At 47.2% G+C, this 26,840-nt stretch carries 22 protein-coding genes and 1 riboswitch; of the genes, 8 read left to right on the top strand and 14 right to left on the bottom strand.

All coding sequences use genetic code 11. The annotated features are described in order from the left end of the window. Window positions 1-55 precede the first annotated feature (55 nt). The 8 genes from ffh to A3GK_RS0101850 all read left to right on the top strand — a co-directional run bounded on the left by ffh (window position 56) and on the right by A3GK_RS0101850 (window position 7,367). The gene (ffh, locus tag A3GK_RS0101885; protein WP_018027838.1) at window positions 56-1,402 is read left to right on the top strand and encodes a signal recognition particle protein; all 1,347 of its coding nucleotides are present in this window, start codon (window positions 56-58) and stop codon (window positions 1,400-1,402) included. A 68-nt stretch (window positions 1,403-1,470) separates the two neighbouring features. Then, entirely contained in the window at window positions 1,471-2,367 is an 897-nt protein-coding gene (folD, locus tag A3GK_RS0101880) for a bifunctional methylenetetrahydrofolate dehydrogenase/methenyltetrahydrofolate cyclohydrolase FolD (protein ID WP_018027837.1), read from the top strand. 147 nt (window positions 2,368-2,514) lie between these two features. Continuing rightward, entirely contained in the window at window positions 2,515-4,605 is a 2,091-nt protein-coding gene (locus A3GK_RS0101875) for an HD family phosphohydrolase (RefSeq protein ID WP_018027836.1), read from the top strand. Then, window positions 4,602-5,165: an RNA polymerase sigma factor gene (locus A3GK_RS0101870; RefSeq protein ID WP_018027835.1), complete on the top strand. Its 564-nt coding sequence runs from the start codon at window positions 4,602-4,604 to the stop codon at window positions 5,163-5,165. The genes A3GK_RS0101875 and A3GK_RS0101870 overlap by 4 nt, the downstream gene beginning before the upstream one ends. Window positions 5,166-5,269: 104 nt before the next feature. After that, entirely contained in the window at window positions 5,270-5,662 is a 393-nt protein-coding gene (locus A3GK_RS0101865) for a hypothetical protein (protein ID WP_018027834.1), read from the top strand. An 11-nt stretch (window positions 5,663-5,673) separates the two neighbouring features. After that, entirely contained in the window at window positions 5,674-6,171 is a 498-nt protein-coding gene (locus tag A3GK_RS0101860; protein WP_021903287.1) for a hypothetical protein, read from the top strand. 155 nt (window positions 6,172-6,326) lie between these two features. Continuing rightward, window positions 6,327-6,722, top strand: a complete 396-nt coding sequence (locus A3GK_RS0101855; RefSeq protein WP_018027832.1) for a hypothetical protein — start codon at window positions 6,327-6,329, stop codon at window positions 6,720-6,722. 180 nt (window positions 6,723-6,902) lie between these two features. Continuing rightward, window positions 6,903-7,367: a PaaI family thioesterase gene (locus A3GK_RS0101850; RefSeq protein WP_018027831.1), complete on the top strand. Its 465-nt coding sequence runs from the start codon at window positions 6,903-6,905 to the stop codon at window positions 7,365-7,367. A gap of 1 nt (window position 7,368) precedes the next feature. On the opposite strand, the gene A3GK_RS0101845 is transcribed toward A3GK_RS0101850, so the two are convergent. The 14 genes from A3GK_RS0101845 to A3GK_RS0101780 all read right to left on the bottom strand — a co-directional run bounded on the left by A3GK_RS0101845 (window position 7,369) and on the right by A3GK_RS0101780 (window position 26,839). Next, window positions 7,369-8,667 carry a cobyrinate a,c-diamide synthase gene (locus A3GK_RS0101845; protein WP_018027830.1) on the bottom strand — a complete coding sequence of 433 codons (1,299 nt, stop codon included), beginning with the start codon at window positions 8,665-8,667 and terminating at the stop codon, window positions 7,369-7,371. Then, on the bottom strand, window positions 8,664-10,451 hold the full coding sequence (gene cbiD, locus A3GK_RS0101840) for a cobalt-precorrin-5B (C(1))-methyltransferase CbiD (protein WP_018027829.1): 1,788 nt from the start codon (window positions 10,449-10,451) through the stop codon (window positions 8,664-8,666). The genes A3GK_RS0101845 and cbiD overlap by 4 nt, the downstream gene beginning before the upstream one ends. Then, the gene (locus A3GK_RS0101835) at window positions 10,448-11,434 is read right to left on the bottom strand and encodes an ABC transporter ATP-binding protein (protein ID WP_018027828.1); all 987 of its coding nucleotides are present in this window, start codon (window positions 11,432-11,434) and stop codon (window positions 10,448-10,450) included. The genes cbiD and A3GK_RS0101835 overlap by 4 nt, the downstream gene beginning before the upstream one ends. Then, window positions 11,434-12,474: an iron ABC transporter permease gene (locus A3GK_RS0101830; protein ID WP_018027827.1), complete on the bottom strand. Its 1,041-nt coding sequence runs from the start codon at window positions 12,472-12,474 to the stop codon at window positions 11,434-11,436. Before A3GK_RS0101830 ends, A3GK_RS0101835 begins: the two co-directional genes overlap by 1 nt. Window positions 12,475-12,485: 11 nt before the next feature. Next, entirely contained in the window at window positions 12,486-13,604 is a 1,119-nt protein-coding gene (locus tag A3GK_RS0101825; protein ID WP_018027826.1) for an ABC transporter substrate-binding protein, read from the bottom strand. Next, window positions 13,601-14,287 (bottom strand): precorrin-2 C(20)-methyltransferase, encoded by a 687-nt coding sequence (locus A3GK_RS0101820; RefSeq protein ID WP_018027825.1) that lies wholly within the window; start codon window positions 14,285-14,287, stop codon window positions 13,601-13,603. The genes A3GK_RS0101825 and A3GK_RS0101820 overlap by 4 nt, the downstream gene beginning before the upstream one ends. Then, window positions 14,284-16,092 (bottom strand): precorrin-4 C(11)-methyltransferase, encoded by a 1,809-nt coding sequence (cobM, locus tag A3GK_RS0101815; protein ID WP_018027824.1) that lies wholly within the window; start codon window positions 16,090-16,092, stop codon window positions 14,284-14,286. The genes A3GK_RS0101820 and cobM overlap by 4 nt, the downstream gene beginning before the upstream one ends. Next, window positions 16,092-17,276, bottom strand: a complete 1,185-nt coding sequence (cbiE, locus tag A3GK_RS0101810) for a precorrin-6y C5,15-methyltransferase (decarboxylating) subunit CbiE (protein WP_018027823.1) — start codon at window positions 17,274-17,276, stop codon at window positions 16,092-16,094. The genes cobM and cbiE overlap by 1 nt, the downstream gene beginning before the upstream one ends. Window positions 17,277-17,288: 12 nt before the next feature. Then, entirely contained in the window at window positions 17,289-18,689 is a 1,401-nt protein-coding gene (gene cobJ / locus A3GK_RS0101805) for a precorrin-3B C(17)-methyltransferase (protein WP_018027822.1), read from the bottom strand. A 797-nt stretch (window positions 18,690-19,486) separates the two neighbouring features. Then, window positions 19,487-20,842 (bottom strand): hypothetical protein, encoded by a 1,356-nt coding sequence (locus tag A3GK_RS0101800; protein WP_018027821.1) that lies wholly within the window; start codon window positions 20,840-20,842, stop codon window positions 19,487-19,489. A gap of 13 nt (window positions 20,843-20,855) precedes the next feature. Continuing rightward, window positions 20,856-23,210 (bottom strand): TonB-dependent receptor, encoded by a 2,355-nt coding sequence (locus A3GK_RS0101795; RefSeq protein WP_018027820.1) that lies wholly within the window; start codon window positions 23,208-23,210, stop codon window positions 20,856-20,858. Further along, window positions 23,203-24,150, bottom strand: a complete 948-nt coding sequence (locus A3GK_RS0101790) for a sirohydrochlorin cobaltochelatase (RefSeq protein ID WP_040575784.1) — start codon at window positions 24,148-24,150, stop codon at window positions 23,203-23,205. Before A3GK_RS0101790 ends, A3GK_RS0101795 begins: the two co-directional genes overlap by 8 nt. Window positions 24,151-24,207: 57 nt before the next feature. Next, window positions 24,208-24,409: riboswitch (cobalamin riboswitch) on the bottom strand. A gap of 423 nt (window positions 24,410-24,832) precedes the next feature. Continuing rightward, a complete protein-coding gene (locus tag A3GK_RS0101785) occupies window positions 24,833-25,837 on the bottom strand; it encodes a hypothetical protein (RefSeq protein WP_018027818.1) in 1,005 nt (334 codons plus the stop codon). A gap of 6 nt (window positions 25,838-25,843) precedes the next feature. After that, a complete protein-coding gene (locus A3GK_RS0101780) occupies window positions 25,844-26,839 on the bottom strand; it encodes a FimB/Mfa2 family fimbrial subunit (RefSeq protein WP_018027817.1) in 996 nt (331 codons plus the stop codon). Window position 26,840: the final 1 nt, after the last annotated feature.

The following is a 26,840-nucleotide window of genomic DNA, read 5'->3' as shown; positions in this document are numbered from 1 at the left end:
AAATAATTGGTAAATTTGCGAGGTAAGTAAAATCATATATTTCTAAGAGTAAGAGATGTTTAATAATCTTTCGGATAGATTGGATAGAGTGATGAAAAACCTCAAGGGTGAGGGCTCTATCACGGAACTAAATATTGCTGATACCATTAAGGAGGTACGGATTGCACTTCTTGAGGCGGACGTTAACTTTGATGTCGCTCGTGACTTTACCAAGAGAGTGAGGGAGAAGGCGATTGGAGAGAAGGTGCTCACTGCTGTGAAGCCAGGTGAGCTGATGGTGAAGATTGTCCATGATGAACTGACCGCTCTGATGGGTGGTGAGACGTCGGAGCTAGTACTTGATGGGAAGCCCAACATCATATTGATGAGTGGTCTGCAGGGGTCAGGTAAGACTACTTTCTCGGGTAAGTTGGCGAAGTATCTACATGATAAGCGTGGTCAGAAACCTCTGTTGGTAGCTGGTGACGTTTACAGACCTGCGGCTATTGAGCAGCTGCGAGTAGTTGGCGAACAGATCAAGGTGCCTGTCTATACTGAAGAGGGTAATAAGAATCCTGTAGAGATTGCTGAGCATGCTGTTGAGAAAGCCAAAAAGGAGGGCTTCACCACAGTGATTGTCGATACAGCGGGTCGTTTGGCCGTTGACGAGGTGCTAATGGAGGAGATCTCCAATATCAAGAAGGCGGTGAATCCTACTGAGATCTTATTCGTGGTTGACTCAATGACGGGTCAGGACGCCGTGAATACCGCCAAGGAGTTTAACGACCGTCTCAATTTTGATGGAGTAGTGCTCACCAAGCTCGATGGTGATACCCGTGGTGGTGCGGCCCTCTCTATCCGTTCGGTCGTGGAGAAGCCGATTAAGTTTATCGGTACGGGTGAGAAACTTGATGCTCTTGATGTATTCCACCCTAAGCGTATGGCGGATCGTATCCTAGGAATGGGCGACGTGGTATCGCTCGTGGAGCGGATGCAAGACCAGTACGATGAGGAGAAGGCTAAGGAACTTGAGCGAAAGATCAAGAAGAATCAATTTGACTTCAATGACTTCCTTGAGCAGATCAAACAGATTAAAAAGATGGGTAACCTTAAGGACTTATTAGGGATGATCCCTGGGGTAGGTAAGGCGATCCGTGACCTTGATGTGGATGATGATGCTTTTAAGGGAATTGAAGCTATTATCTACTCGATGACCCCCGAGGAGCGGGAGAATCCCAAAATCATTGATGGTAATAGACGTAAGCGTATTGCAGCTGGAAGTGGTGTGGAGGTGGCACAAGTGAATCAGTTACTGAAGCAATTTGAGCAGGCTCGCAAGGTGATGCAACTGATGGGCGGTGCAAAAGGTGGTCGGAGAGGTATGAATATGGGTGCCTTGAAGCGACAAATGGGAGGAAGGTAAGTGCCCTCAACCATTTGTAGACATCGTTTGTTGTATCAATAGAACGTGTTAATGTAAAATATCAAACTATGAATTATCAATTATTGGATGGCAAAAAGATTTCAGCTGACATGAAGGCTGAGATTGCTGCCGAGGTAAAAGAGATTGTTGCTGCTGGGCATAAGCCCCCAAAGATGGTGGCAATACTGGTGGGGCATGATGGTGGTAGCGAGACTTACGTTGCCTCTAAGATGAAAACGGGTCACGAACTAGGCTTTGAAGATGAGCTGATTAGGTTTGAAGACAACGTGACAGAAAAAGAGCTACTTGATACTATAGATCGCTTGAATAATGATGATAGTGTGGACGGGTTTATCGTTCAACTCCCCCTTCCTAAGCATATAGATGAGCAAAAGATTATTGAGGCAATCGACCCTAATAAAGATGTCGATGGTTTCCATCCTATCAATGTGGGGAAAACGAGTATCGGGTTGCCATCTTTTGTTTCTGCCACACCAGCAGGTATCTTGGAGCTACTGAAGCGCTATAATATTGAGACAAAGGGCAAGCACTGTGTGGTGCTCGGTAGAAGTAATATCGTAGGCAAGCCAATGGCACAGCTGATGATGCTCAAGGCCTATCCAGGAGATTCGACAGTGACGGTCTGCCATAGTAGGACTAAGGATATCGCTGCGATTACTCGTGAGGCGGATATCATCATTGCTGCCCTTGGCACGCCAGAATTCCTTACCGGTGATATGGTTAAGGAGGGTGTAGTAGTGGTAGACGTAGGGACTACTCGTGTGCCCGATGCTAGTCGCAAGAGTGGATTCAAGCTCACGGGCGATGTTAAGTTCGACGAAGTGGCTCCTAAGGCCTCATACATTACTCCTGTACCTGGTGGCGTGGGGCCTATGACCATTATCTCTCTGATGCGAAATACGCTAATTAGTGCCCGCCGTCGTAGGGGGATGGAAGCTAAGTAATTGAATTTTTCTTAAGAAAGATGGATAGGACTCCCACAGGTGACCGATTAATGTTCACCTGTGGGAGTGTATCCAAAAAAATCTTCTTCTATTTTGATAAGTGGTATATCTAGTAGCTAGATAGACACGTTTAGATACCTATTCCTTATGGCTCTATATAAATCTAGTAAAATAAAAAGTGGTTTGATCTTTGTGGTGGCAGCCGTCTTGATGACGCTGCTCTATCCTACTAAGCTAAAGTTTAAGTACGACTATAGCATTGGTCAGCCTTGGAGGTATGAAGGGGTGCTCACGGCACCCTATAGCTTCCCTGTGTATAAGAGTGACGCACAGAAAGTATTGGAGCGAGATAGTATCGAACGCACTATAATCAATTACTTCACGCTGAGTAGCTCTGTAAAACTCTCGGCGAAAAATCAAATCACCAAGGACTTTACAGAAGGCCGGCTAGGTGGCGAAGTGACCAGTGACTATATACAGTATATCCATAAGATCCTAGATGAGATATACGATAGAGGGATTCTCTCTAATGATGCGTATGACCTGCTAGCCAGCCAAGAGGGCGGTTATATCTTCGTGGTGGATGAGATGAATGTGGCAATACGTAAAGATGCCAATGATATCTTTAATGCGAGGATGGCATATGACTATGCGATGCAAAGCGCACCTCACAACCTCAGCCCACAGGTGTTGCAGCAGATTAATATAGAGAAGTACCTCAGCAGTAACCTAGTGCTAGACCAGAATAAGACCAATCAGATGCAAAATGCAAGGTTGGCAACGGTAACGGATATAGTAGGTGAGGTACAGAAAGGAGAGCGAATAGTTGGTACAGGCGATGTGGTAACCCCCGAAATTTATCAGGTTTTGGAGGGGTATCGCACAGCTTTTGAACACGCTTCTACCACCACCGCTGAGAGCATCGTCCTTTTGATTGGTCAATTCTTCTTGATCCTCTTCTTGTTTTTAGTTCTATTCTCTTACCTTGTCGCCTTTAGGGAGGAGTTATTAAAGCAGATAAAGAACACTGTTTTCTTAGTTCTCAATGTCTCCCTGCTGGTGGCTTTGGCTTATATCCTTGTCCCCATTGAGCCTGCAGTCACCTATATGATCCCATTTAGTATCGTGGCGATACAGGTACGTGTGTTTATTGATAGCCGTACCGCTTCTATCACCCACTTAGTTACGGTGCTACTAGCTGCCTTGGTGGTGCCATCTCCTCTACAGTTTGTGGTGATTCAGCTGATTGCGGGACAAATTGTATTGGTTACTCTGAGAAACCTTTCGCAGCGCAGCGACTTGATTCGTACCAGTTTTGCCACCTTGTTTGGTATGGTTGTCTCTTACTACGCCATGCTGATTGCCCGTCAGGGAGTGCCAGAGAGTATGGATTGGAATATTCTATTCTATCTCGTGATCAACTTCATTTTCCTGATGTTTGCTTACTTGATGGTCTATGTTATTGAGCGAGTATTCGGGTATATATCTAGTATTAGCTTAGTAGAGCTGTCCGATATCAATAAACCATTATTGAGGCAATTAAGCGAGGTAGCACCAGGTACCTTCCAGCATTCACTCAATGTCTCCACTTTGGCATCTGAGGCTATTGGAGAAATCGGTGGTGATGTGCGGCTTGTGAGGAGTGGGGCACTCTATCATGATATAGGGAAGATGAAAAACCCTACCTACTTTACCGAAAACCAAGGTGCTAATAACCCGCACGATCGACTCTCGTACGATCAGAGTGCGCGCATTATTATCAAGCATGTGACCGATGGCATCGAAATGGCAGAGAAAGCCAAGCTTCCAAAGCCCATCATCGACTTTATCCGCACCCACCATGGTCTGGGGATGACTAAGTACTTCTACATCAAGTATAAAAATGAAAACCCCGATGCGGTGATTGATGAGAGTATCTTCCACTATCCAGGACCCAACCCATGGACGAAAGAGCAGGGTGTGATGATGCTTGCCGATGCTGTGGAAGCCTCTTCCCGAAGTCTCAAGGAAATTACCGAGCAGGTACTGATAGATCATGTCAATAAGATCGTTGATGGTATCATGACCGATGGTTATCTCAAAAATACACCGCTCACTTTCCGCGATATAGAGACCACAAAGTTCGTATTTATAGATAAGCTGCGCAATATGTATCACTCTCGCATAGACTATCCCGAATTGCGTAGAAGCCCAAATACACAAGAGGATAATAAGCAAGCTGAGGAAGCCGATAAATGAATATCCCCCACGATATATCCGATGAGGAACTATTGAAGCTACTCACCCATCCCGATACCCTAGAGGTGGCCTTTAGCTTTTTGGTAGATCGCTACTCCCAGCAGTTGTATGCGGTGATTCGTCGTATTGTCTACCGACATGAGGAGGCCGATGATGTGCTACAGAATACCCTTGTAAAGGTCTGGCGACATATCGGTACGTTTAAGGGGCAGTCAAAGTTGAGCACTTGGCTTTATAGTATTGCCACCAATGAGGCACTTTCACATATCCGTAAGGAGAAGAAGATGCAACGACTACCATTAACCACTGAGGAATATGACCTCACTCAGATGCTTATGAGCGACCCCTACTTTGATGGCGACCTTGCAGAAGCTCAGTTTATGGCAGCGATAGACCAACTACCAGAAAAACAAAAGCTGACCTTTGAGCTTCGCTATTTTCAAGACCTCCCTTACAAGGATATATCCGAAATTACCAACACCAGTGAAGGTGCACTCAAAGCCAATTATCACCACGCTGTGAAGAAGATCAAAAAGGCTATGGGGATTGATGAGGAGTGACCCTTCCACCCCCTAAAAAAGATTAAGTAGGTGATTAAACCAATCAGCGATTAGTGCATCAAACCCACAGATAGAGCAATTAATAGTTAGATAGTTGATGTGTGATGACCCCCAATTTTGAACGTAAAAATATTGAAAATGATCCTTTGCACCCATTCGTAACTCCCGAAAATTATTTTGCCACCTTCAAGGAGCGCTTGAAGCAACGAATTGAAGAGGAGGAGAAGGTACAGAGTGAGGTAAAGTCTCAAACACGTAAGTTATGGAAACCTTATGTCTATTGGTCTATAGGAGCTGCGGCCGTGCTGTTGCTTGCCGTCTCTTTGTGGACTCTATCTCCACTCCAGCAATCCACCCTCCCAGATCCAGTAGAGCTCAATGCTTATGATATGAGTGATGAGGAGTTTCAGCAGTTTTTACTAGATGATACCAACGAAGACTATTGGGGGTTCATTTATATGGAGGAGGATGATCAAAGCGTGATAAGTTCAAGGTAATGTTAGATATTATGAAGGAAAATAGATTGAGGGCATTTGTACTATTGGTGTTATTGAGTTTTACTACTCCCTCTCTACTCTTTGCAAATAACCATAGAGAACTGCTCCTTAGTTCCAGCGTGGAACAAGAGATCAGCGACCAAAGTGCGGTGCACGAGCAGTTCAAAAAGGAGCGGATCGAAGCCATCGCCAAGGCAGCAGGGCTCTCGGCAGAGGAGAAGCAGTTGGTTTCAAAAGAGCTAGATAAGTACGATGAGGTTCGCGTTTCCTCTTGGGCAGGAATACGCAAAGTGTATGATGAGATATCTAAGTTGGGAGGTAAAATTACTTCCGAACAGTATCTCGACTACTATAAAAAGATACAGGCACTCACTGAAAAGCGTCATCAGGCCTCTCAGTCTTTTATGAGTGCACTGATTAATCAGCTAACTCCCGAAAAGGCTTTTAAGGTGTATGAGGAGTACCGTAATTTCAACGCCAATACTGGTCGTAAATTACGCCACAGGTAGGTGATTGTGGGCACGAACTGCATGAAAAGATATGAAATGTATGTGGGGTAATGTGATATTATTCCAATAAAATAGTGTAATTAGGCTTCGCCTTAGGGTGAAAATGATTACCTTGCAAATGATGTTAGTATTAACAATTTAAAGTTGAGAACGTGATGAAAAAGTTGAATATGATTTTTGCAGCAATGGCTGCTATGGTGTTGATGGCTATTGCCTTTACTTCATGTAACCAAGATCCTGCTGATGCGGATCTGTTTGTTGGCAGGTACGAAGGTACTGCGAGCTATGCTTCTACCAAGGATGGTCTTAACCTCGCTGTTGGTGAAAAGGTGACTATTACTGTGGTTAAGGTGGGGGATACTTATACCTTCCGCTTCAGCTCAAAGAATATCCCTACACTCTCTGGCGTAAAGATGGAAAAGGGTGAAAATACGCTTGTGACACTTAGTTCCGATGAGGCTGGAGTAATCAGAATCGATGCAGAGAAGCTCACCATCGCTGCTTATACAACTAAGGAGGGATCCTGGACAGCTAACGCTACTCGAAAGTAAGGCTATCAGACCTTAAATAATAAAGGCTCGTCTCACAATTGTGGAACGAGCCTTTTATGTTGATCCCATGCTCCAAAGTGGAAACTCTTCCACGCTGTCCCTAAAAGATTCTGTCTCGAATAGGTTGGGGAGTCAACTTTAGTTTTGGTAAATTGCAGGCATATCAATACTAGATTAAATATGAAGGCATTTCAAGATTATTATACAGAGGAGTTTAGCCATTGCTATGGTTGTGGAAGGCTTAATGAGCATGGTCTTCACTTGAAGAGTTACTGGCTGGATAACGACCCTGCTAGTGACACTGCCGTAGCCCATTATACGCCACCAGAGTATGCTACTGGTGGCTATCCGCAGAATGTTTATGGTGGACTGATTGCTGCCCTCCTAGATTGCCACGGTAATGGAACTGCCGCTGCCGCTGGTTACCGACACTTTAGCAGAGATATGGCGTCACTTCCTAGTTTGCGGTACGTGACTGCCCACTTGGGGCTTGACTACCTTGCCCCTACACCTATGGAGTGTTCTCTTGAGCTTCGTGCTACTATTCAAGAGGTTACCGATCGAAAGGTGGTGATGCATCTTGAGCTCTGGGCAGAGCAACAACTCAGAGTGGAGGGCAGAATGGTCTCCGTCCTACTCCGCTAAGCTATGGCTCTAGGAGACGGGAGAGAAATTCGGCGGTGAAGGTGAGATGAGTATAGGTGGCGATCACTTTTCCGTGCTGGAAAAGTAGCGTGTCTACTGGTTCGCCTGTAGCATTCAATTGGTTGGTGACTCCTTCGTCTGTGGGTGTGAGATGTGAGTAGTGAAACTCGTGTCCTTTGAGCGGTACGCCAAAGAGCTCCAACTGTCGGTAGCCGATGGTGAGCCGGGCTCCTTCCATCGTAGCACTATGATTAAAGAGACCCACCATTGGGTACTCCTTTCCCTCTGCAGTGATGATACTCTTAGAGAGATAAAGCATCCCCCCACACTCAGCGATGAGAGGGGCTTGGCGTTCGGCATAGGTCTTGATTTGCTGAATCATCGCACTATTCTGAGAGAGCTGCTCTGCATATAGCTCGGGATACCCTCCTGGCAGGTATAGCAGGTCGCACTCGGGGAGCTGGCTATCGTGGGTGGGACTAAAATAAGTGATCGTGCCAAACTGCTCCAGCATCCGAATATTTTCGGTATAGATGAAGTTGAAAGCTTCGTCGCGAGCCACCGCTATTTTTTTTGTGCCTTTAGGTGCATTACTTCCTATAGGTGATATTGTTGAGATAGGCTGATATTGAGAATCAGCAAGCAATTGAGTGAGGTTGATATGTGCTTCTACAAGGTTGGCGGCTTGATTGGCGTGTGCCTCTAGTGCTTCTTGATCATCGGTAATCAATCCTAAGTGGCGGCTCGGGAGAGTGAGTGTTTTATCTGTAGGAATAGAGCCGAGCACCTTTACCCCTACATCATTAGCAGCGTCACGCAGATAAGCTAGGTGCTTTGGGGAATTGACCTTATTGAAAATCACGCCTAGTATATTGAGCTCTGGCCGAAAGTGCTTGATGCCGTAGAGTAGGGGAGCAACGCTGTAGGCCATTGACTTGGGTGTGAGGACGAGGACGATAGGCAGATCAAGTACCTCTGCAAGGTGTGCGGTGGAGCCTCTGTCCCGATCATAGCCATCAAAAAGACCCATTACCCCCTCCACAACAGCCGCGTCGCTAGGGGCTTGATAGCTACTGAAAAGAGTTCGGACACTCTCTTCGCTCTGCATAAAGAGGTCGAGGTTCACGGAATCGACTCCCGATGCATTTTTATGTAGCTTGGGATCAATATAGTCGGGTCCACACTTGAAGGGCTGGACATGGTATCCTTGGCGACTAAGTGCCCTAAGTAGTCCAATAGTGATGGTGCTCTTGCCACTATCCGAGGTGGGAGCTGCAATAATAAAGGCAGATGGTTTCATGGTTTTTGTGAAATAAACTGGCCAGTGTCGTCAATCAGAAGTATCTCCAAGGAGGTGTGTGGCACAATGGGCTGGCACACCTCATAACAATGCTGGATGATGAGCTGGTAGAATTTGGATGCTTTATTGGGTATTAATTGCCATATTTCTCGTGCCAAGGTGATCCCGCTGATATCAACTTCCTCTCTAGATTCTGTTAGTACCTGCTTGAGAAACTCCTTATCCATCGTTACTTTATGACTGTGGGTATCTAGTTCGCCTGCAGCTAGCTTGACCGCTTTACCCAGCATGATGCCGAGAGTAACGGTAGGGAAGGTGAGCTGATGAGCGAAAGTAAGGGTCTCTCCAATGAAATTGCCATACTGTATAAAGGCGTTGGGGGGAAGGTGGGGAAATCTGGCTTTGAGGTACTTTTCGGACCTGCCACCAGAGTTGAGCACTAAGTGCTCAACGCCTACAGCTTTGGAGACCTCCATCTCTCGCCGTATGGAGGCGATCCAAGTGTCGTTGGAGTAGGGGCGGACCACTCCTGTAGTGCCGATGATGGAGATGCCATCTACAATCCCAAGGCGTGGGTTGAAGGTGTTCTTGGCAATGGATTCGCCTTTGGGGACGAAGATGGTGATCTCTACTCCTATTTGGGTGAGGTCGAGCAACTCCTCGCAAAGGGAGGTGATCATTCTCCGTGGCGTCTTATTGATAGCGGGGCCACCGATTTCTAGACCTAGCCCAGGAAGGGTTACTCTGCCTACGCCGATGCCTTGCTTAAACTTCACCCCCCTTTTTCCTTTGTGGAGAGATACGGTGGCACAGATTTCAGCGCCATTGGTGACGTCGGGGTCATCGCCTGAGTACTTAATTGCTACTGCGGTGGCTTCATTTCCTTCGACTGTGACCGACTGAATGGGGAAGGGGATGATTTCGCCATCGGGAAGGGTGACTTCTACCGTGGAGAGCTCAATATCCTCTAGGAGGGCTACAAGGGCTGCTTTGGTGGCAGCGGTGGCGGTGGTGCCTGTGGTGAAGCCAATCTTTTGGGGAAAGAACTCTGGGAGCAACTGCTCTATTCCTCGCCTGAGCCCTATCTTTCCGGTGACGGTGAGGTTGGGGATGTAACCAAGGGGAGGACGTGTAATAGCGATAACGGATATTCCTAAGGAGAGAGCAGCAGAGACCTTTTCAGTGAAGCCACTAGTGGTGCCACTCTCCTTTACGATGATTAAGTCGGGCTGTAACGTGCGGAATAGCTCCTCATCGTTCAGCTCTTTATCGTAGTAAATGATCTGGGAACGAGTGATACCAGTCCGCTCAATGGTCTTCTCGGTTTCGGCAATCGGCATCACCCTGAAATAGATCTCGTGCTCTTGCCAGTAACTCTGTAGCTTGGCAATGCTATTCACACCAGTAAGGGCGAGTACTTTGGTAGGCTTTGCTTGGTGAAGTAGGGCGATGGCTTCCTCGAAAGAGGAAACCTGCTGCACTACTGCTGGAATGGCTGGGAACTCTCTTTCGTATCTAATCACAGGTAGGTGGAGGGTACCCACATTGCTATGTAGGTTGGTGGCAAAAGGGTGGGCGGCATCAATGATGAGCCCTACGTTATTCTCTTGGCAAAAGGCTTGAAGCTCCGCTTTGTCTTTTCCTCCAGTAATATGGATCCCATTGTGTAGCGTGATCTCTTGGGAGCTACCAAAAGTAGAGTAGTAAAATGGTACTCCTGCCTCTTCGCACACCTCTACGCACCTACGACCTTCGGTAGTTCCGCCTAGAATTAATAGATTCATAGTAGTCTTTGGAGGAGCTCTTCGATGGAATCAATAGCTATCGGAGGGGTGTCGGGGCGGTGCAGTACTATCTTACTTCCGCTGGTATCAATGTAGGTCTCTGTCTCTGCCTCACGATCTGCTAAGATGCGGTTGCGGAGTAGTGCCTTGCGAACCATGGAGAAGAGGTGGCCGTGACCGATCACTTTGATGCGTCGGTCGTAATCATTTTCGATGCGAAAGAGGCCGGTGGTTTGGTCAAAGATGATCTCTTTTTGCTCGAAGAAACGACTGAGTACACCCGATAGAGCTAGATCCTCAGGGGTGCCGATATGGAGGTGACGATCATCGTCCATCAGCCATATTTTATCTGCAATTTGGAGGGCGAGCTCAAGGTCGTGAGTGGAGAGAAATATGGTTTTATTCAACTCTCGAGAGAGGCGATGCAGCAGTTGCATCATATCTACTTTGGACGGGAAGTCGAGAAATGCGGTAGGTTCGTCTAAGATGATGATGGGGGTCTCCTGAGCCAATGCTTTGGCGATCATGGTCTTTTGGCGCTCTCCATCGCTCAGACTGTGTACCATGCGATCTCGCAGTTTTTCGATACGAACCTGCTGAATGGCCAGATCTACAGCTTGGCGGTCTTGAGAAGCAAGGCGACCCCAGAAGCCGGTATAAGGGCTTCTTCCGAGGGCTATGAGCTCATGGACGGTCATGTTATTGGCATCTACCTTTTCAGTGAGTACTACGCCGACTACTTTGGATAGTTCGCTCTCTTTGTACTGGTTGATATCTTTATCTTGCACCAATACCTCTCCTGCTAGCTTGGGCTGGAAGCGGGCAATGGTGCGGAGTAGGGTGGATTTTCCCACTCCATTGGAGCCGAGGAGGCAGGTCAGTTCGCCTGCATTCACTGAGGCGGTGAGGTGCTTGGCAACAACCTTCTCCCCATTCTTCTGCTTGTACCCAATGGACAAGTCCCTAAGTGCAATAGTCTTCATCATATTATCTCAGTTCTTTTGCGATCAAATAAGACGGATATCACTATTGGGGCACCGATTAGGGCGGTGACGGAGTTGATGGGGAGTGCCCCTTCGAAGCCTGGCATGCGAGCGATGAGGTTGCAAAGTAGCGAAAGCGAAGCCCCTACCACTGTCACCGCTGGCACCAATATGATATGGTTGGAGGTGGAGAAGAGGGTGCGACAAAGGTGTGGTACTGCCATGCCTAGGAAGACGATCGGACCGCAGTAAGCGGTGACAATGGCGGTAAGGACGCAGGAACAGAAGATGATGACATTGCGTGCCTTGGTGTAATTGAGACCTAAGTTGCGGGCATAGTTTTCGCCAAGGAGGAGTAGGTTGAGTGGCTTGATGAGCAGAAATGAGAGGGGAATTAGGATCAGCATGATGATGACGAAGGTGTAGACTTGATCTCCACTCACCTTGGAGAAGCTACCAAGGCCCCAGATGACGTAGCTACGAACATCCTCATCATTGCTGAAGAACTTGAGTACCCCGATGATGGCATTGGCAATATAGCCGATCATGACACCCATAATCAGTAGAATGGCATTGCCTCGCACCTTTTTGGAGATGAGAATGATCAGCACCATCACTGCCATTGCCCCTATGATCGCAGCAATGGATACGGCCATTTCTCCAATAAAACCCATGCGGGTGAGGGCTTTTTGGCTGATACTTCCCGAGAGGAGTATCAAGGTGGCTACGCCTAAGCTCGCACCAGAACTAATACCCAACTCAGAAGGGCCAGCAAGGGGATTGCGGAATACGGTTTGCATCTGCAGTCCACTAATAGAGAGCGCAGCACCAGCAATGAAGGCGGTGATGGTTTGTGGAAAGCGACTTTTCCATATAATATTATTCCATATCTCGCCGCCAGTAGTCTCCTTCCCAATCAGTATGCGGAAGACATCTAGCGTGGGTATTGGAATGGTACCGAGGGCTAGATTGAGTAGGAAAAAGAGGAGTATGGAGAAGATACCCAGTACAAAAAGAATAATATTGCGTTTGGTAGCCATACGAATAGGTATTACTTCAATACTTCATAGAAAACAGGCTGGTGATCTGGAAGTAATTGTGGGTGAAAGGCCTTGATAAGGTCGGCCAATACCACATCTGGCTCTACGGGCGATAGCTCGTAGAAGGGACGCTCGGAGAGATTGCAGTAGACCACTTTCTTATCCTTAAATGCCTTGAAGTCGCGGTAGCGGCTATCCGTTTTATCGAGTACCTCGTAGCTGTAGGTGTCTGGATAGCTATTGAGAATTCTCCAAAAGTCGGCATTGGCACCTTGTGCGTAAACTGTTTCAAAGTCCACGTAGAAGCCACCTGACTCTTCATTGTCCATCATGAAGTATTCTGCCCCGGCATCGGTGAATTGATGGGCAAGATAACTTTCGCCACCCACTACATACCAGTTGCCACCGTGGAGCTCTCCACTCAGTACCTTTGGTCGTTCAATATCCTCTGGAATTAAGGCTTTTAGGGCGTTGTATCGCTCCTCAATGCCATTGAATATCGTCTCCGCACGCTCTTCATCGTCAAGGAGTAGGGCAATAAACTTGATCCATTCAGCTTGCCCAAGAGGGGTCAGCTCCTTATATCCAAGAAAAGTAACTAATGGAGTGCCGAGGGTTTGGAGCACATCATAGCCCCCTCGCTTAAAGGGGGAAACTAGGATGATATCAGGCTGGATCGCCATAATTAGTTCGGTATCAAAGTTTCCCTCAATGCCAATGCGTTTGCTACGACCATCTGCCAATTGAGCTTTCATCTGTTCGTTGAAAAGAAAGCGGGTGCTCGGCATTCCCACCACTTTGTCGATTGCATCGAGCTTGATAAAGTTGGAGAGTTGGAGCGTCGTCATAACAATTGCACGCCTCACTGGCGTCTCAATCACTACATAATCATTGGGGATTCCTTTGGGTTGCGTGCCTCTTGGAACTAAGGCATACTTCCAAATCTGTTCGTTTTCATTGGCAGGATCGGTCATATCTACCAAGGTGTAGCCCTCCCCTTTTTGGATGTTCAATCCTTTGGCATACTTGATATAATCTACTGATTCAAGCTGTTCGCTCTGGTTGCTTTGATCCTCTTTGCAAGACCAAAGAGCTATCATAGCGAATAATAAGATGAGAATACGCTTCATACGCTTTGAGGTTTTATGACAATGATAGAAAAATAGGGGCAAGTGCGAGAGAGAAAGCTTTCCAGATCCGAGGTGAGGAATTGCTTCTCATCTCCAAGCCACTCCATATAGGTAAATGAGTAGTTCCCTTGGCGGAGCAACTCTTTGATGCTCTCCTGGTAAAGGGATAACTTCATGATGGCAACAACCGAACCATTGGCAAGGGGAGTAACAATATCTGAAATGGAGCCTACCTGGGAAAGAAGGGTAAGGTTTTGTCCTTGCTCAACAAGAGGTACCATAGCTTGTGCCATACCAGCGACAAATGATGGGACGCCTGGTAGCACCTCCACTTTTGCACCACGTTTGGTGAGCTCTGCAATGATCTTGAAGGCAGATGAGTAAATGCCAGCATCGCCAATAGTGACCAAGGACACTTGCTGCTCCTTCATATAAAGATCATAAAGCCTTTGAGTGACTTTGTCGTACACCCCTATAGCCAAACTTGGATCCTTTTTCATCGGGATATCAAACTGCTCTACTTTTAGGAGAAGATCCTCGAGCGGCTTCAGTCGCTCTAGCACTCTCACGGCTTCCCCACTAGGTGCAAAGATAATATCACTCTCTTTTAACGCAGTAAAAGCTCTTAGTGTGATATTATCAGGGACCCCACTTCCTAGAGATATGATCTTAATCGAACTCATTTCCGGAATAGATGTTTGAATGAATCATTATAGAGTTTGGATAGTCCCTCGCGATTATCAATCGCCTCACCCACTACTATTAGCGTGGTGAGTGTCAACTTATTGTCTCGAATGATTTGTGCCAGGTTTCGTAGCTCTCCTCTAATGATCTTTTGCTCTTTCCACGTGAGTTTGTGGCAAACTGCTACGGGCGTCTCAGGTGGGTAGTGTACCAGCAATTCACTCTGCACCTTTTCTGCTAAGGTGGCGCTGAGGTAGATGCACATAGTGCTTTGAGAGGCTGCCAACTTGTGTAGCTGCTCTTTCTCTGGCATAGGAGTTCGCCCTTCTCCACGGGTGAGAATGATGCTTTGTACCTTCTCCGGAATGGTGAATTGAGACCTCAATTCCGCTGCTGCTGCAAGAAAAGATGAAATGCCAGGGGTGATGTGATAGCTCATTCCTGCTTCGTCGAAGAGTGCCATCTGCTCCTGAATGGCACCGTAGATGCAAGGGTCACCCGTATGCAGACGTACAATCAAGCAGTGGCGGTCGTAAAACTCCTTCATAAGGGCAAATTGCTCCTCCAAATTCATGTCGGCAGAGCTCCGAACTGTAGCACCTGGTTTGGCGTAATAGGTGAGTTCAATTGGCACCAGACTACCTGCATAGAGGATTAAATCGGCTTGCTGTAGGAAATGCTTTCCTCGCACAGAAATAAGCTCCGGATCACCAGGACCTGCCCCCACAATCTCTATGTGTCCATGGGGTAGGGCATTGGCATCAATAGCTAGAGCAAAAGTGAAGTCGTTTCCCTCCGATAGCTTTCCTTTTTGTTTCTCAATAACCAGCACTCCTCCATTTGAAGCAAGAAGAGCTGATGCTTCTGAAACACTGGGTGAGGAGGTCACCTCATTTACTTTATTAGAAGGATTGGGCACCTCTATCTCCTCAAGTTGATCGGCCGAATAGTATTGTGGCACTACCCCCAGCTTCTCCCCAAGTCTCTCAATAATTGGTTCGCCTCTTTTTAGTTCAATGCTATTAATACTCGCTATAGAGAGCTCCGAGAAACCTGCTGTATGAAGTTGCTTGAGAATGTATTCACTGACCCCCTGAGGATTGGCTTTGTGACGACACCCGATGCCTAAGTGTAGCACTTGAGGGCGGTAAAGAATTTGTGGAATACTAAGGTCAGAAAGCTCTCTTGGAGTCACTGCAATTAGCAATTGATACTTTGAGATATCCAAGTCTTCCAGATGATAATAGACATCTACATAACTGGGCTTAGTACGCTCTAGGTAGTCGCATCGCATATCTAGCAAAAGAGCAGTTGGAACACCATCTACAAACTTGGTAATCGCCTCATTGAGAGTCGCCCCCACCGTTTCCAATTTCCAGCCAAACTGTCTAGGCAGAGTATCCAGCGCCCAAAGCCCCTGTCGGTCACTTTGCGTAGTGATGATGGGTTCCGCTCCCAGTATTGAAGCAATTCGGCTAGTCCATTCATTCGCTCCACCAATGTGCCCCGATGCCACGGATATGACATATTTACCAGTGGTATCAATACATATAATGGCTGGATCGCTATGCTTATCCTTTAGATAAGGTGCTATGCTCCTCACACAAATTCCCATTGCAGAAAAGAAAACGACTAGGTCGTGCTCCGCCATTACCCGCCCCGTCTCTTCCTGAAGATCCTCAATCTTTTCAAAACCCTCTAGTTCTCTTGTGCTATATAGCTTTCCACCCAATTCGGAATGAAGTTGGAGTGCTTTCTCCTTCGCTACCTCAGAGAGGATTATAATGCCTATATTTTGATTCATCATTTTATTGCTTTCATCACCCTTATTGGGTTGTTATTATCAATAGAGATTTCCACCTCTTTTATGATGGTGCCAGATACTTTCTCAATGGCCACTCTGAATAGATCTTGACTCTCTTGCGAAACTGAGTTAAAGACCAAGAGTCCCTTCTCTGGCAATAACGGCCAAACTCTCTGCACGATCTCTACCAGTTTTCCGCCATGACCTCCAATAAAAGCACAATCTGGCTTTGGTAAATCACTCATCTCGACCTCGCAAAAGTCCCCTCCTCTAAAGTCAATGCCTGGAGTGCCAAACTTCTTGCTATTGGAGGAAAGTAGCTCCTCCCCTTCAGGTCGGATCTCAAAAGCTACCATTCGAAGGTGTGGAAATTGCAGCTTCGCTTCAATGGAGACCGAACCGGTACAACTCCCGATATCCCAAAAGACGTGGCGATTATGCAGCTCAAGCATAGAAAGAGTGAGTAGCCTAATCGGGCTTTTGGTCAACATCTTAGCCCGACCATTAAGGAGGTGAAACTCCTCATCTGGTATCCCAAAGTACTTCTGCTTCGGCCTTGTCTCCACCAATATCATATTGTAGGGATAGCTAAAATCCCTCTCCGCCACCTCTGAGAGCGACAGGTCACTCACCCGTTCTTCCTCCTGATTTCCTAGCAGTTCGCCTACGTATGCCTTGTAATTGTCGTACCCAAAGTCGAGCATCCGCTGAGCCACCGTAGCAGGAGTATGCTCTTTGCGATCCAATAGCAATCCGATCATCGATTCCCTTTGGATAAGAGCTCTATCAAACTCATGCCAAGGACGCCCCGTAAGGGTTACTTCGTGCATACTCTGGTAAGGCAATAGGGCACGGTGAGCCAGCATTTGTAGGGAGTGAAAACTAGGGTAAACCTTTACCGTCGCCTCAGGAATATGCCTCATAATGGTCTCCCCAATTCCATTGAATAGTGGGTCGCATGAGGCAATGACCACCAAATCATCAAATTGGCGATACTGCTCCATCAACGCTCCCATAGGAGGTACCACCTCTATCCATTCGTGTTTGCTCGGAAGGTAAGGTTTGATAATCTCGTAGTGTCGCTTTCCGCCTGAGAAGTGGTATCCCTCCTGAAGCACCTTGAGCACTTCAGGGCGGAAAAACTGCTCCCGATTGTCGTCTATGCCTATTATCGTAATCTTCATAGGAGGAAGAGGTTATACGTCGCGACCTGGTCTTAGTGCCTCTGCATCATCAAAGGTGAGAATCGCATTGCACAGTGTTGCAGCAAGATTGCTACCTCCTTTACGGCCGTCAATAATCAACTTAGGAATATTACGGAAAGGTTTCACCGCATGCTTCGACTCGCAAACGTGTACGAACCCAACTGGAGCCGCAATGATACCCATAGGCTTTGCCTCTCCTTTTCGGATTAAGCTGGCCAATTCTAGTAGGGCAGTTGGTGCATTTCCAAAGGCAAAGAGGGCATCGGGGTGCTCTGCCACTGCCAGACGAATACCTGCCTGAGTACGGGTGATACCTAGACGATCCGACATCTCCTTGGTACGAGGGTCTGAGAGGTAGCACTTAGCCTCAATGCCCAATCTTTGAAGAGCCCCTTTGCGAATACCAGAGGTGACCATCGTAACATCAGTAATAATGGTCTTGATTTTCCCTGAAACACACGCCTCATGCAGTCTCTTCACAGCATCGGGATCGGAGTAGAATATCTGCTCCATTTCAAAGTCGGCAGTGGTATGAATCGCGTGGAGTAATGCCCACTTGTGATCCAGCGGAATCTCTGGGTTCTTAAGCTGAGACTCTATCGTTCGGAAGCTCTCGATCATAATTTGCTGACCCAGCTTGGTATCTTTATCCGCTTTTTCACGATAGTAGCCACGAGGAGTAATCATGCGATTGCGGGTAGTGAACGTCTGGCTGTTACCAATGATCACCATGGTAAACATATCAATTTGCTCTGCATCGAACTCTGCTAAAGTAGTGTAGGTCACCTCTTGATCCTCACGACCTGCTTGGCGTACAATACCCACAGGAGTATTAGCGTCTCGCTCTTTCAAGAAAAGTTCACGTAGACGCTCAATCTGCCAGTACCGCTTGACACTCTTAGGATTATAAATCGCTGTGATAAAGTCCGCCTCGGCAGCAGCGATGATTCTTCGCTCAATCTTTGCCCATGGCGTCATAAGGTCGGAAAGCGAGATGATACAGAAGTCGTGACCAATGGGAGCCCCCAATATAGAGGCCGCCGTCTGAAAGGCTGAAATGCCTGGAAGCACCTCAATCTCAATATCACTCTTCAGCTCCTCAGCCATCTCATAGATAAGGGGAGCCATGCCGTAAATACCAGCATCTCCAGAACTAATCACAGCCACCTCCTTACCTTCGTCGGCAAACCTAAACGCCTCTCTTGCCCTTGCCGTCTCCTGACGCATACCTGTATCTACACACTCTGTATCAGGTCGGAGGTAGTGCGAGACAAACTGGAAGTAGTACTTGTAGCCAACCACTACATCCACCTTGCCTAAAATATCCCTTGCCCCAATGGTCAGGTCGCGCTCACTACCCGGACCTATCCCAATCACATATATCTTTCCCATCACATTTATATTTCAATTAAACTCTATCAATTAAACAACCATTTTCCCTCACATTACAAAGCTAAGAGTTTCTCGTATCAAAGCAAAATGTTTTAGGTATCAAACAGAAATGCTTCTCGTATCAAAGCAAAATGTTTTAGGTACCAAACAAAAATGATTCTCGTACCAAACAAAACTCTTTCCTATTTAGAGAATGTTGCACGAAGTGACATTCTCGCACATTTGCTTCAAATGTGCTGAGACTTTGCACGAAGGATGAGATGCCAGGCGCTGAGGGTGAGGGCGCTGGGAGCGTACTTACGTACGTGACCGAGCCCGAATCCCGAAAGCAACGCCGCAGATCGCCTTTGTGCAATTGTCTCATATCAACAAAACCCCACCACTACCAAATTGGTTCGGTAGATTGTCTTGGGTTACGCATTAGAAAGACCTTACCATGAATGACCTCCCCTTGTGGGAGGTCAGACGGATCCTAGCCCCTAGTCGAGGCTCGTAGAGCCGATGACTAGGGAATCAAACCCCGCCCCACCCCCGCCATTCGACCCCTTGTGGGTCGGACAACCCATTTCAGGATTAATCTGACGCGGTTGTCCGACCCGCAAGGGGTCGTGGGATAGGGGGGATGACCGTTAATCCCCCAGTCGTTCGGGGCTAACGCCCCTCCGACGTGGGGGCTAGGATTCGTCGGACCTCCAAGGAGGTCCTTTTCATTAGGCACTCCACTAAAAACCATAAGGGAAAACCTTTCTAATGCGTAACCCCTGGGTAGGTGGTGGGGTGAGGTGGTTGATATCTTGTTATCTATCTAGTTTTATGATGCGGTCGGCAAAGAATCCGGGCGCTAGTTTGGCTGCCTCAGTCACCTTTCCTGTCGCAAATTCATACTTATAGAATTTTGTCTGAGTGTCATCACTAATACCAAGAAGGGCGTAGTCCTCTTCCACCACGATAAGTTCTGTGAAGTTGCCACCCTGGCTGGTTGGAATTCCTTCAATGCGGTGCTGATCTCCACCTGGGGTTAAGTCTATTACAGCCCAGAAGAATCTTCTAGGTACTTTCCAGCTAATTTCGACAGCTTTATTTTCTGGGCTCTCTATGTAGGCGAGTACCTTGGTCCCTCTCATGTGATGTAAGGTAATTATCTTGTTATCGTCAAAGATATCAATTATATAGTTGGGGTCAGGTCTATATTCACCTGCCTTAATACGCATGATATGTCCATATTGCATTGTGGATGTAGTGGCATCATCTCTAACCGTATTACACAGCATATAGTAGTCTCCATTTGGCATGAAGAAGCCGTGTTGTTGTCTTAGAGAACCAAATGATACGAATCCAGGACGATCTGCACGCGTCTCCTCGTAGACATGTTCCACTGCCATATTGTCGGGATTGATCGTAGCGGTAAAGAATGATTTGTGGCTATCTTGGGTCTTTTTATCTTTAGGCTTATTCTTATCTTCGTGTCTAAAGTTGAATAAAAGCTTGTTATCCGCCTTTCGGTATACCAAGAGGCCACAAGATGAAAAGATCTCATTGTTGCCTAGCTTAGGTAAATCCAATGTGCCGTTGGCTAATACTTTCATGGTTCCTGAAGTATCAATCTTATACCAGTTCATCTTGTGCTTTTTAGGTGCTTTTTTGTCTTTACTGTCGGGTGCACCTATAAGCACAAGTGTATTGTCATCTAGCCATTCATGTGCAAATCTTCGGTCAGAAAGCTCAGGTATTGGGAATATTTTAATGGGTTCCACTCCAGAATCAGTGATTTTATATTTACCGAAGTTGTTTTCTCGGCTAATACTGTAGTAATAGCCTTTATGGTAGATAACAAATGGGGTGATACCTGATTTAAGCGTCTCAGCCCCTTTGTGTCTGATATCATACTCTCCTTCAAGGAGGGTAGGTATTTTCTTAACCACATGTGGGTCTTGCTTTTTAGTGGATGAGGTACCTTCTCCAATCGCCAACCACATATCATAGAGGTCTTCAGCTGGCTTTTCTGGATTCTCAGGATCCTTTGGATGCTCTGGTAGCTCTGGCACATCAGGTTTCTTCGGATCTTTACCTTTAGGGGTATCGTTACTGCCACAGCTTGTGGTTAAAGCGATCACTAGGATGGCTAATAGTTGGATAATTGACTTGCGTTTCATTTAAGTTATCTGTTTAGTTAAAGAATGTGGTAAGTTTACAGAAGAGAGAGCGTCCAGGCTTCTGAAGCATATAATTATCGTAATTAATCTGATCAAAAAGGTTGTTGCAGTTGATGGATAGTTTCTGCTTGCCCTTATTCCAAGACCATGTAGCACCAATGTCGGTGGTTGATTGGGTGGGGATAATAGCTTTGGAACTCTTAGAACCCAGAGCTGCCCATGAGAGATAGAACCAATGGACATATCCATACGAGGCATTAATCCTTAGGTCACTTTCCTTCAGACCAAAAGGCTCCTGAAAACTAATCCCCAGTGAGCTATTGGTGTAGAAAAAGGGTTTGTTGGGTATCCGGTTATTATAGGTGATATCTATTCGACCATCGGGAAGCTTCTCGCTTCTATTCCTTTCATCGACGTAGGTTGCATTCACCCCGAAGTCAATCAGATTCTTATATCGATACTTGAGATCAACTTCACCTCCAAATACTCGAGCTGCCCCTACATTTTTATAGGTACCTAATCCTTCACCTATAATATCTCTTCGGATATAATCTTTTACATCGCGCATGAAAAAGGTCCCCTCGTAGTTGATAGAGTGGTTACTATTAATTCTCCAAGCTCCATAGAGGGCAAGGTTGAGGTTGTGGGCTCTTTCAGGGTTGAGCTTGAAATTGGGGTAGATACTAGCCCCATTACCGAATAACTCTCGTGCCGTAGGGAGCCGAGTTGCATTTTCGTAGGAGAGTTTTAGCGAAATCTCTTTGGCAAAGGTGACACGTGCCCCCAAACCATACCCTATATTATTGCGAACCACTTTACGCTCCACATCACGAACTCCAGTAATCCAATACATATCCTCTTGCTCAATAGAAGATTGGAGAATATAATCCTTCAAAAAGAGGGTGGAATTGATCCTATCGCCCCACCAGTAACTACTGTACGAAAGTCCTATAATATGGCGTGCTAAGAAGTCACTTGTCGGGATAAAGTCCTCATCATAGCTGTCACTCCTATTATTATGATTGGCGGTTAAGGTGTAATTTAGGTTGAGTGTACTCGCATTCGTCAGTCGATATGAAAGATTACCTCTTACCACAGTGGTAGGTCGTTTAATGTGGCGGAGCATTTTGCCGCGTTGAGTGATCTCACTCCTATTGGACTCCAAGAACGAACCATCCCAAAAGTACTTTCTAAAGGTGGTATCAGCAAAAAGGACATGGTCCAAAGTATGAGAGGCAAATAGTTTTGCCGTCAACCCCTTCACCAATAAATTCCTCTTGCTATAGTTAAGAGAAACTCTAAGGGCATCTCGGTACCTCTCAGCAGCACCAATCACCAGTTTTTGGCTCAAACCAGTTTGAATCTCACTCTTGCTATTGGCATAGTAGACGCCGATGAGTGCTTCATCCGCCCATTTAGTTTGAGTGAATCCAGCTTGTATTTCTCCGTTGATAGAGCGGTAGCCATCGTGAAATCTTCGGTAGTCACCAGCTTGGTATTCATTGGCCTCTGGATTCCACACATCCACCCCACGCATCATATAGTTATTACGAGTAGAGGTGAGACTACCATTACCACGGACGGTAAAGCCATTGCTTTTCACCCTGTATTCTCCACTAAGGTTAGCACCATAAGTGTGGAAAGAACCCCCGTTGATGGAGGCCTCAAGATAGTTCTTATTCTCCTTGCGGGTGATGATGTTGACTGCACCGCCGAGGGCATCTAGACCTAGCTCGGGAGGAACCACTCCTTTGTAGATCTCCACTCTATCAATAATATTAATTGGGAGATTAGCCACGTTGGAGCCACTGCCGAGAGAGGTAAGTGGTACCCCATCGATGAAGTATCTAATAGCATTGCCACTTAGTCCCGTCAAGGTGAGATCGAAGTTGGAGCCGATACCTCCTTCCTCTCTAATCCTCACCCCGCTGGTCTGTCCCAATAGGTTGTTTAAGCTGTTGTTGGAGGCGGCGTATGGGCGGACATTGAGGCTTTTTGCAGCGTAGACCCCCTCTTGCATCTGCTTGCTGTAGTCGGGACCTACCACCAATACCTCTCCTAGCTGCTTATAATCCTCCTTTAATTGAATGGTTACGGAACTATTCTTGGAGAGGTTCACCCTTTTGTGAGTGGTTTTATAGCCGAGTAGCGAGGCACGGAGTAGGTAGCTGCCCGACTTCAAGTTGAGCGAGAAGCTACCAGTCTGATCGGCTGCTGCTACATTGCCTTTGCCTTCTATGGCAATCACTGCGTAAGGTAGTGGATGATTTTTTTCATCCACTACCTTTCCATTTATCTGGTAAGTCTGAGCGGTGGCTATAGTAGCAGTCAGAACTAGGATAAGCGTAAGAAATAGTCTATTAATCATCAGCGTGCATCTTTTCACCTGTTACCTCATAGACTTTTTTCTTCTCACCAATGAGCAATCTTCTATATTGAGAGTAGAAGTCTATTTTGTCGTTGAGGATCTGTTGTAGCTCAGGTAGTTCGCCTAGTCCTTCGAGCCTTAGTTCTACCTCAAATCCCGCCTTGGTTAAGTTTTCCTTCCAATCCTCGGCGATATCCTCCTTGGCATGCTCCCCAGCCACAATCATAAGAGGACGGAGTACCACCTTCTTTAGTCCTGTAGCCTTAAGTCTTTGAAGTGCTTGCTCGTAGTAAGGGTAGCCCTCTACGCAGCCGATGATCACATTAGGGTGCCCACTTAACATCAGCATGTGGTCCAGCATCGCGTATTGTGCAGTAGCCACATCGTAGGTGCCGTGACCTACCCAAATAGTTGCCACATCAGGTTGGCTATCAGCCGTGATAAGTTTTATTAGCTTTTCGTAGTCTGCTTCGTGGAATAGTAGCGGAGTTGCCACTCTTATCTTCTTAAAGTTAAAGGGTAGGTGGGCTACTTCACGGATTACCGAGGTGACCTCTACGCCATTGGTAATAGAAGTGGAGATCACTAGTACATGGGTATAACCTTCATTGTGTAGTTGCTGTAGGGCCTCAGTAGGATTGAGTTTGATGATCCCCTTATTATCCTTTAGTCGTTTGATGATGATACGAGAGGTATAGGCTTCACGTACCTCAAGATTGGGGTGACGCTCCTTAACTGCCTTGTTAATGGCATCAAGTGTCACAGCTCTGGTATCATCGTGTGTGGTACCGAAGTGTGTGATTAAGATGGCCCCTTTATCGCCCTCCTGTAAATTTTCAAATAGAGGGTCCTCAATAAACACCTTGTTTTGAGCACTCACCTGCTGATGGCATAGCATAGAGATAAGAACTGCCATAGTCCCTAGCAATAATTTCCTCATAAGTCTGAAATGGTTTCCGACATCAATATAACAGCACTCTGCACCCCGGAGCACCACAATACACACTATGATATGGCAGGTTTCCTGACTTGCTTTACTTTGGAATACCTTCCCACCTTATGAGGTAGTGGTAAATAAATACGAATATCCAAAGCTTATTTCAAAGCTTACAGTAGCGGGCACTGCTCCAGACTTTCACTGGATTCCCTTTTATAGGCTATCTAAAGAGTAGGATAACCTATCACCATATCTGTTTATCTACCTACAAAGATAGTAATATTTAGGGTACTTAACAAATATTGGGAAAGGTTTGGGGTGCCTCATCGGACGAGTCTGACAAGTCTGACAAGTCTGACAAGTCGGAGCACCCGACAGGGTGCCACTCAGATAGCCCTCGGCCGGGGTCGTGGGGGTGGGCGGTTATTGATCCCCCATTCATCGGGCTGACGCCCTCGAATGGGGCTAGGATCCATCGGACCTCTGCGAGGTCCTTCTCCGACCCGTCCGACTTGTCTGACCTGTCTGACTTGTCCGATAAGGCGTCATGCAAGAGTCGTGGGGGGTGGGGGTGTCCTCGTTTCCCGCCGGTCGTTCGGGGGCGAATGCCCCCTCCGACACGGGGGCTATCTGAATGGCACCCTGTCGGGTGCTCCGACCCGTCCGACTTGTCCGATAAGGTACTCTACAAATTACGGAGCTGGTAGCGGTAATGGCCACCTGGGAAGATGGTGAAGCGTTCAATGAGGCCATTGATGCCGATGGGGGCGGGCTCCATCGCGATGCGGAGGTACTCCTCGTAACTGTTGGGGAGTCGCTCCTCTGGTAGTTGCATCAGTGGCAATAGCTTCGTTTCGCCATTCGTCAACTGGATCCGCAGATGCGTCATATCGCTGAGCTCTGGACTTCGCCACTGCTGCTGCTCCGGGGCATAACAGCGTACCTCAGGCACCCCGACACAGTAGAGCGTTCCCCCCTTCTCCAATGGGGTGAGCGGATAGTAGTGCATCTGATGCCTCCGATCCGACGCCTTAGAGTAGGGGTACCCAAAGAGCCCCCCATCCTCCCGATCCTTAGGGAACCCCAGCTCGATACGCTCCATCGACAACCCCTTGGTATCCACCTCTAGGAGTGCCACCGATGGTGCCAGCTGAGGATAGAGGATAATGGTACGATCCGTCTCCTCTTGCCGAGGCAACTGTCGCTGTAGGTGCCCCACCAATGGGATCAAAAATGGCCGATGCTCTGGGCGTGACAAAGGGATAAAATAGGTGAGCCGCAACAACGCCTGCTTGCTATTGATTTGCTGAAATGTCTCCTCCTGAATACCGATCCCCTCCTCATTAGCGAAGAAAAAGAATTCATAGGTACTCTGATCCAGTACCACAGGGTCACTACACGCCAGCTGACGCCAACTGAGGTTTCTATCCGCCCCCTTGTAGCGTAGCCGCCCATTGTACACCACCTCTCCCTTTAGATTGGTGGCTACCAGACGTAGCGAGGTGATCTTTCCGAAGTGCTCCTCCGTCCCCTCTGGCAATAGCAGTTCGGGACGACTAAAAACGACCGCCACCTTACCCTGACCAGGGTCAGGATAAGGTGCGTCAAATATTAAGTCGGTACAACTGGTCTGAAAGAGGGATAGCAGTAGTAAACAGCAGATCCCTGCACCATAGGAAAGCGGTCTCATTCCTAATTATAACGGAGCTAGTTCAGTATCGTAGCTGTGTACCTGCCAGTTATTGATCTTCACCCAAGCGACTTGATATCCTTCGGAACAGTTAGGACAGCGGCGTACCTTCAGCTCCACGGTGAAGTCGTGGTCACAGTAGAGATTGATATCGGCACCATCTTTAGCTGCACTCATCAGTAGCCCAATCAGGTTGCTACGGAAAAATGGATGCTCCTGACCTGCCTTACGCATGGTGACCCAACTATTGTGGCCGCTTCTCAGAAGTAGGGTGGTCAGTTCTGCTGTTAGCTCGCCATCATACCCAGGTTCACAACCTGGCTCTACTGGGCCGACAAAGGTATTCGCCTTGGTCGTAATCGTGGTAGGGTAGGGATAAGGGGTAGCCTCATTATTGCCCAGCATCTTACCCTCGGCACTGTAGCGGTCATTGGCCGATACCACCTCCACAGAGATCTTATCTGGATCTTCAAGACCGATGATGTGCACCTTGATGCGGTTGGTCAGCTCCAATAGATTCACCTCCACAGAGGTGACCTCATTTGCCCCCTCTTCATTGAGTGGCTTCAGAGCTACTTCACGGCTAATCCCTTGGCGGATTCGCTGATCCTTCAGATCCTGACCCGCCTTTAGCTGAACAAATTGCTCGCTTAGCTTGGCATTAGGGGTGAGTGCAAAGTAGTCCTTGTAAAGACCCGACCATGCTGCAACTCGAACCGATTCGCCTGCAGGCACCGTCATCCGCACCTTGGTCTCGGCCGAAATAGGTCCCTCGTGGGTTTGTGTGGCTACTGCCTCGCCCTTTTCATTGTAGGCGATGAGGAGCACACTCTTCACATCGCTAGGGTAGGTGCGTGCTGCATCACAATCGGTCTGAGTATAGAGCGAAACCTCTATCTCCCGTGGGCACTCCTTAAGCTGGTCGTGCAATAACGATTGACACCCTCCAAGAAATAGAATTGGGAGGAGGGCCAGTGCCCTATTTAGTATTCTCTTTGTCATA

Origin of the sequence: Porphyromonas somerae DSM 23386 (genome assembly GCF_000372405.1) — a bacterium.
GTDB lineage: Bacteria > Bacteroidota > Bacteroidia > Bacteroidales > Porphyromonadaceae > Porphyromonas_A > Porphyromonas_A somerae.
Note: the sequence above shows the minus strand (reverse complement) of the source record. Positions and strands in the feature narration are given on the sequence as shown.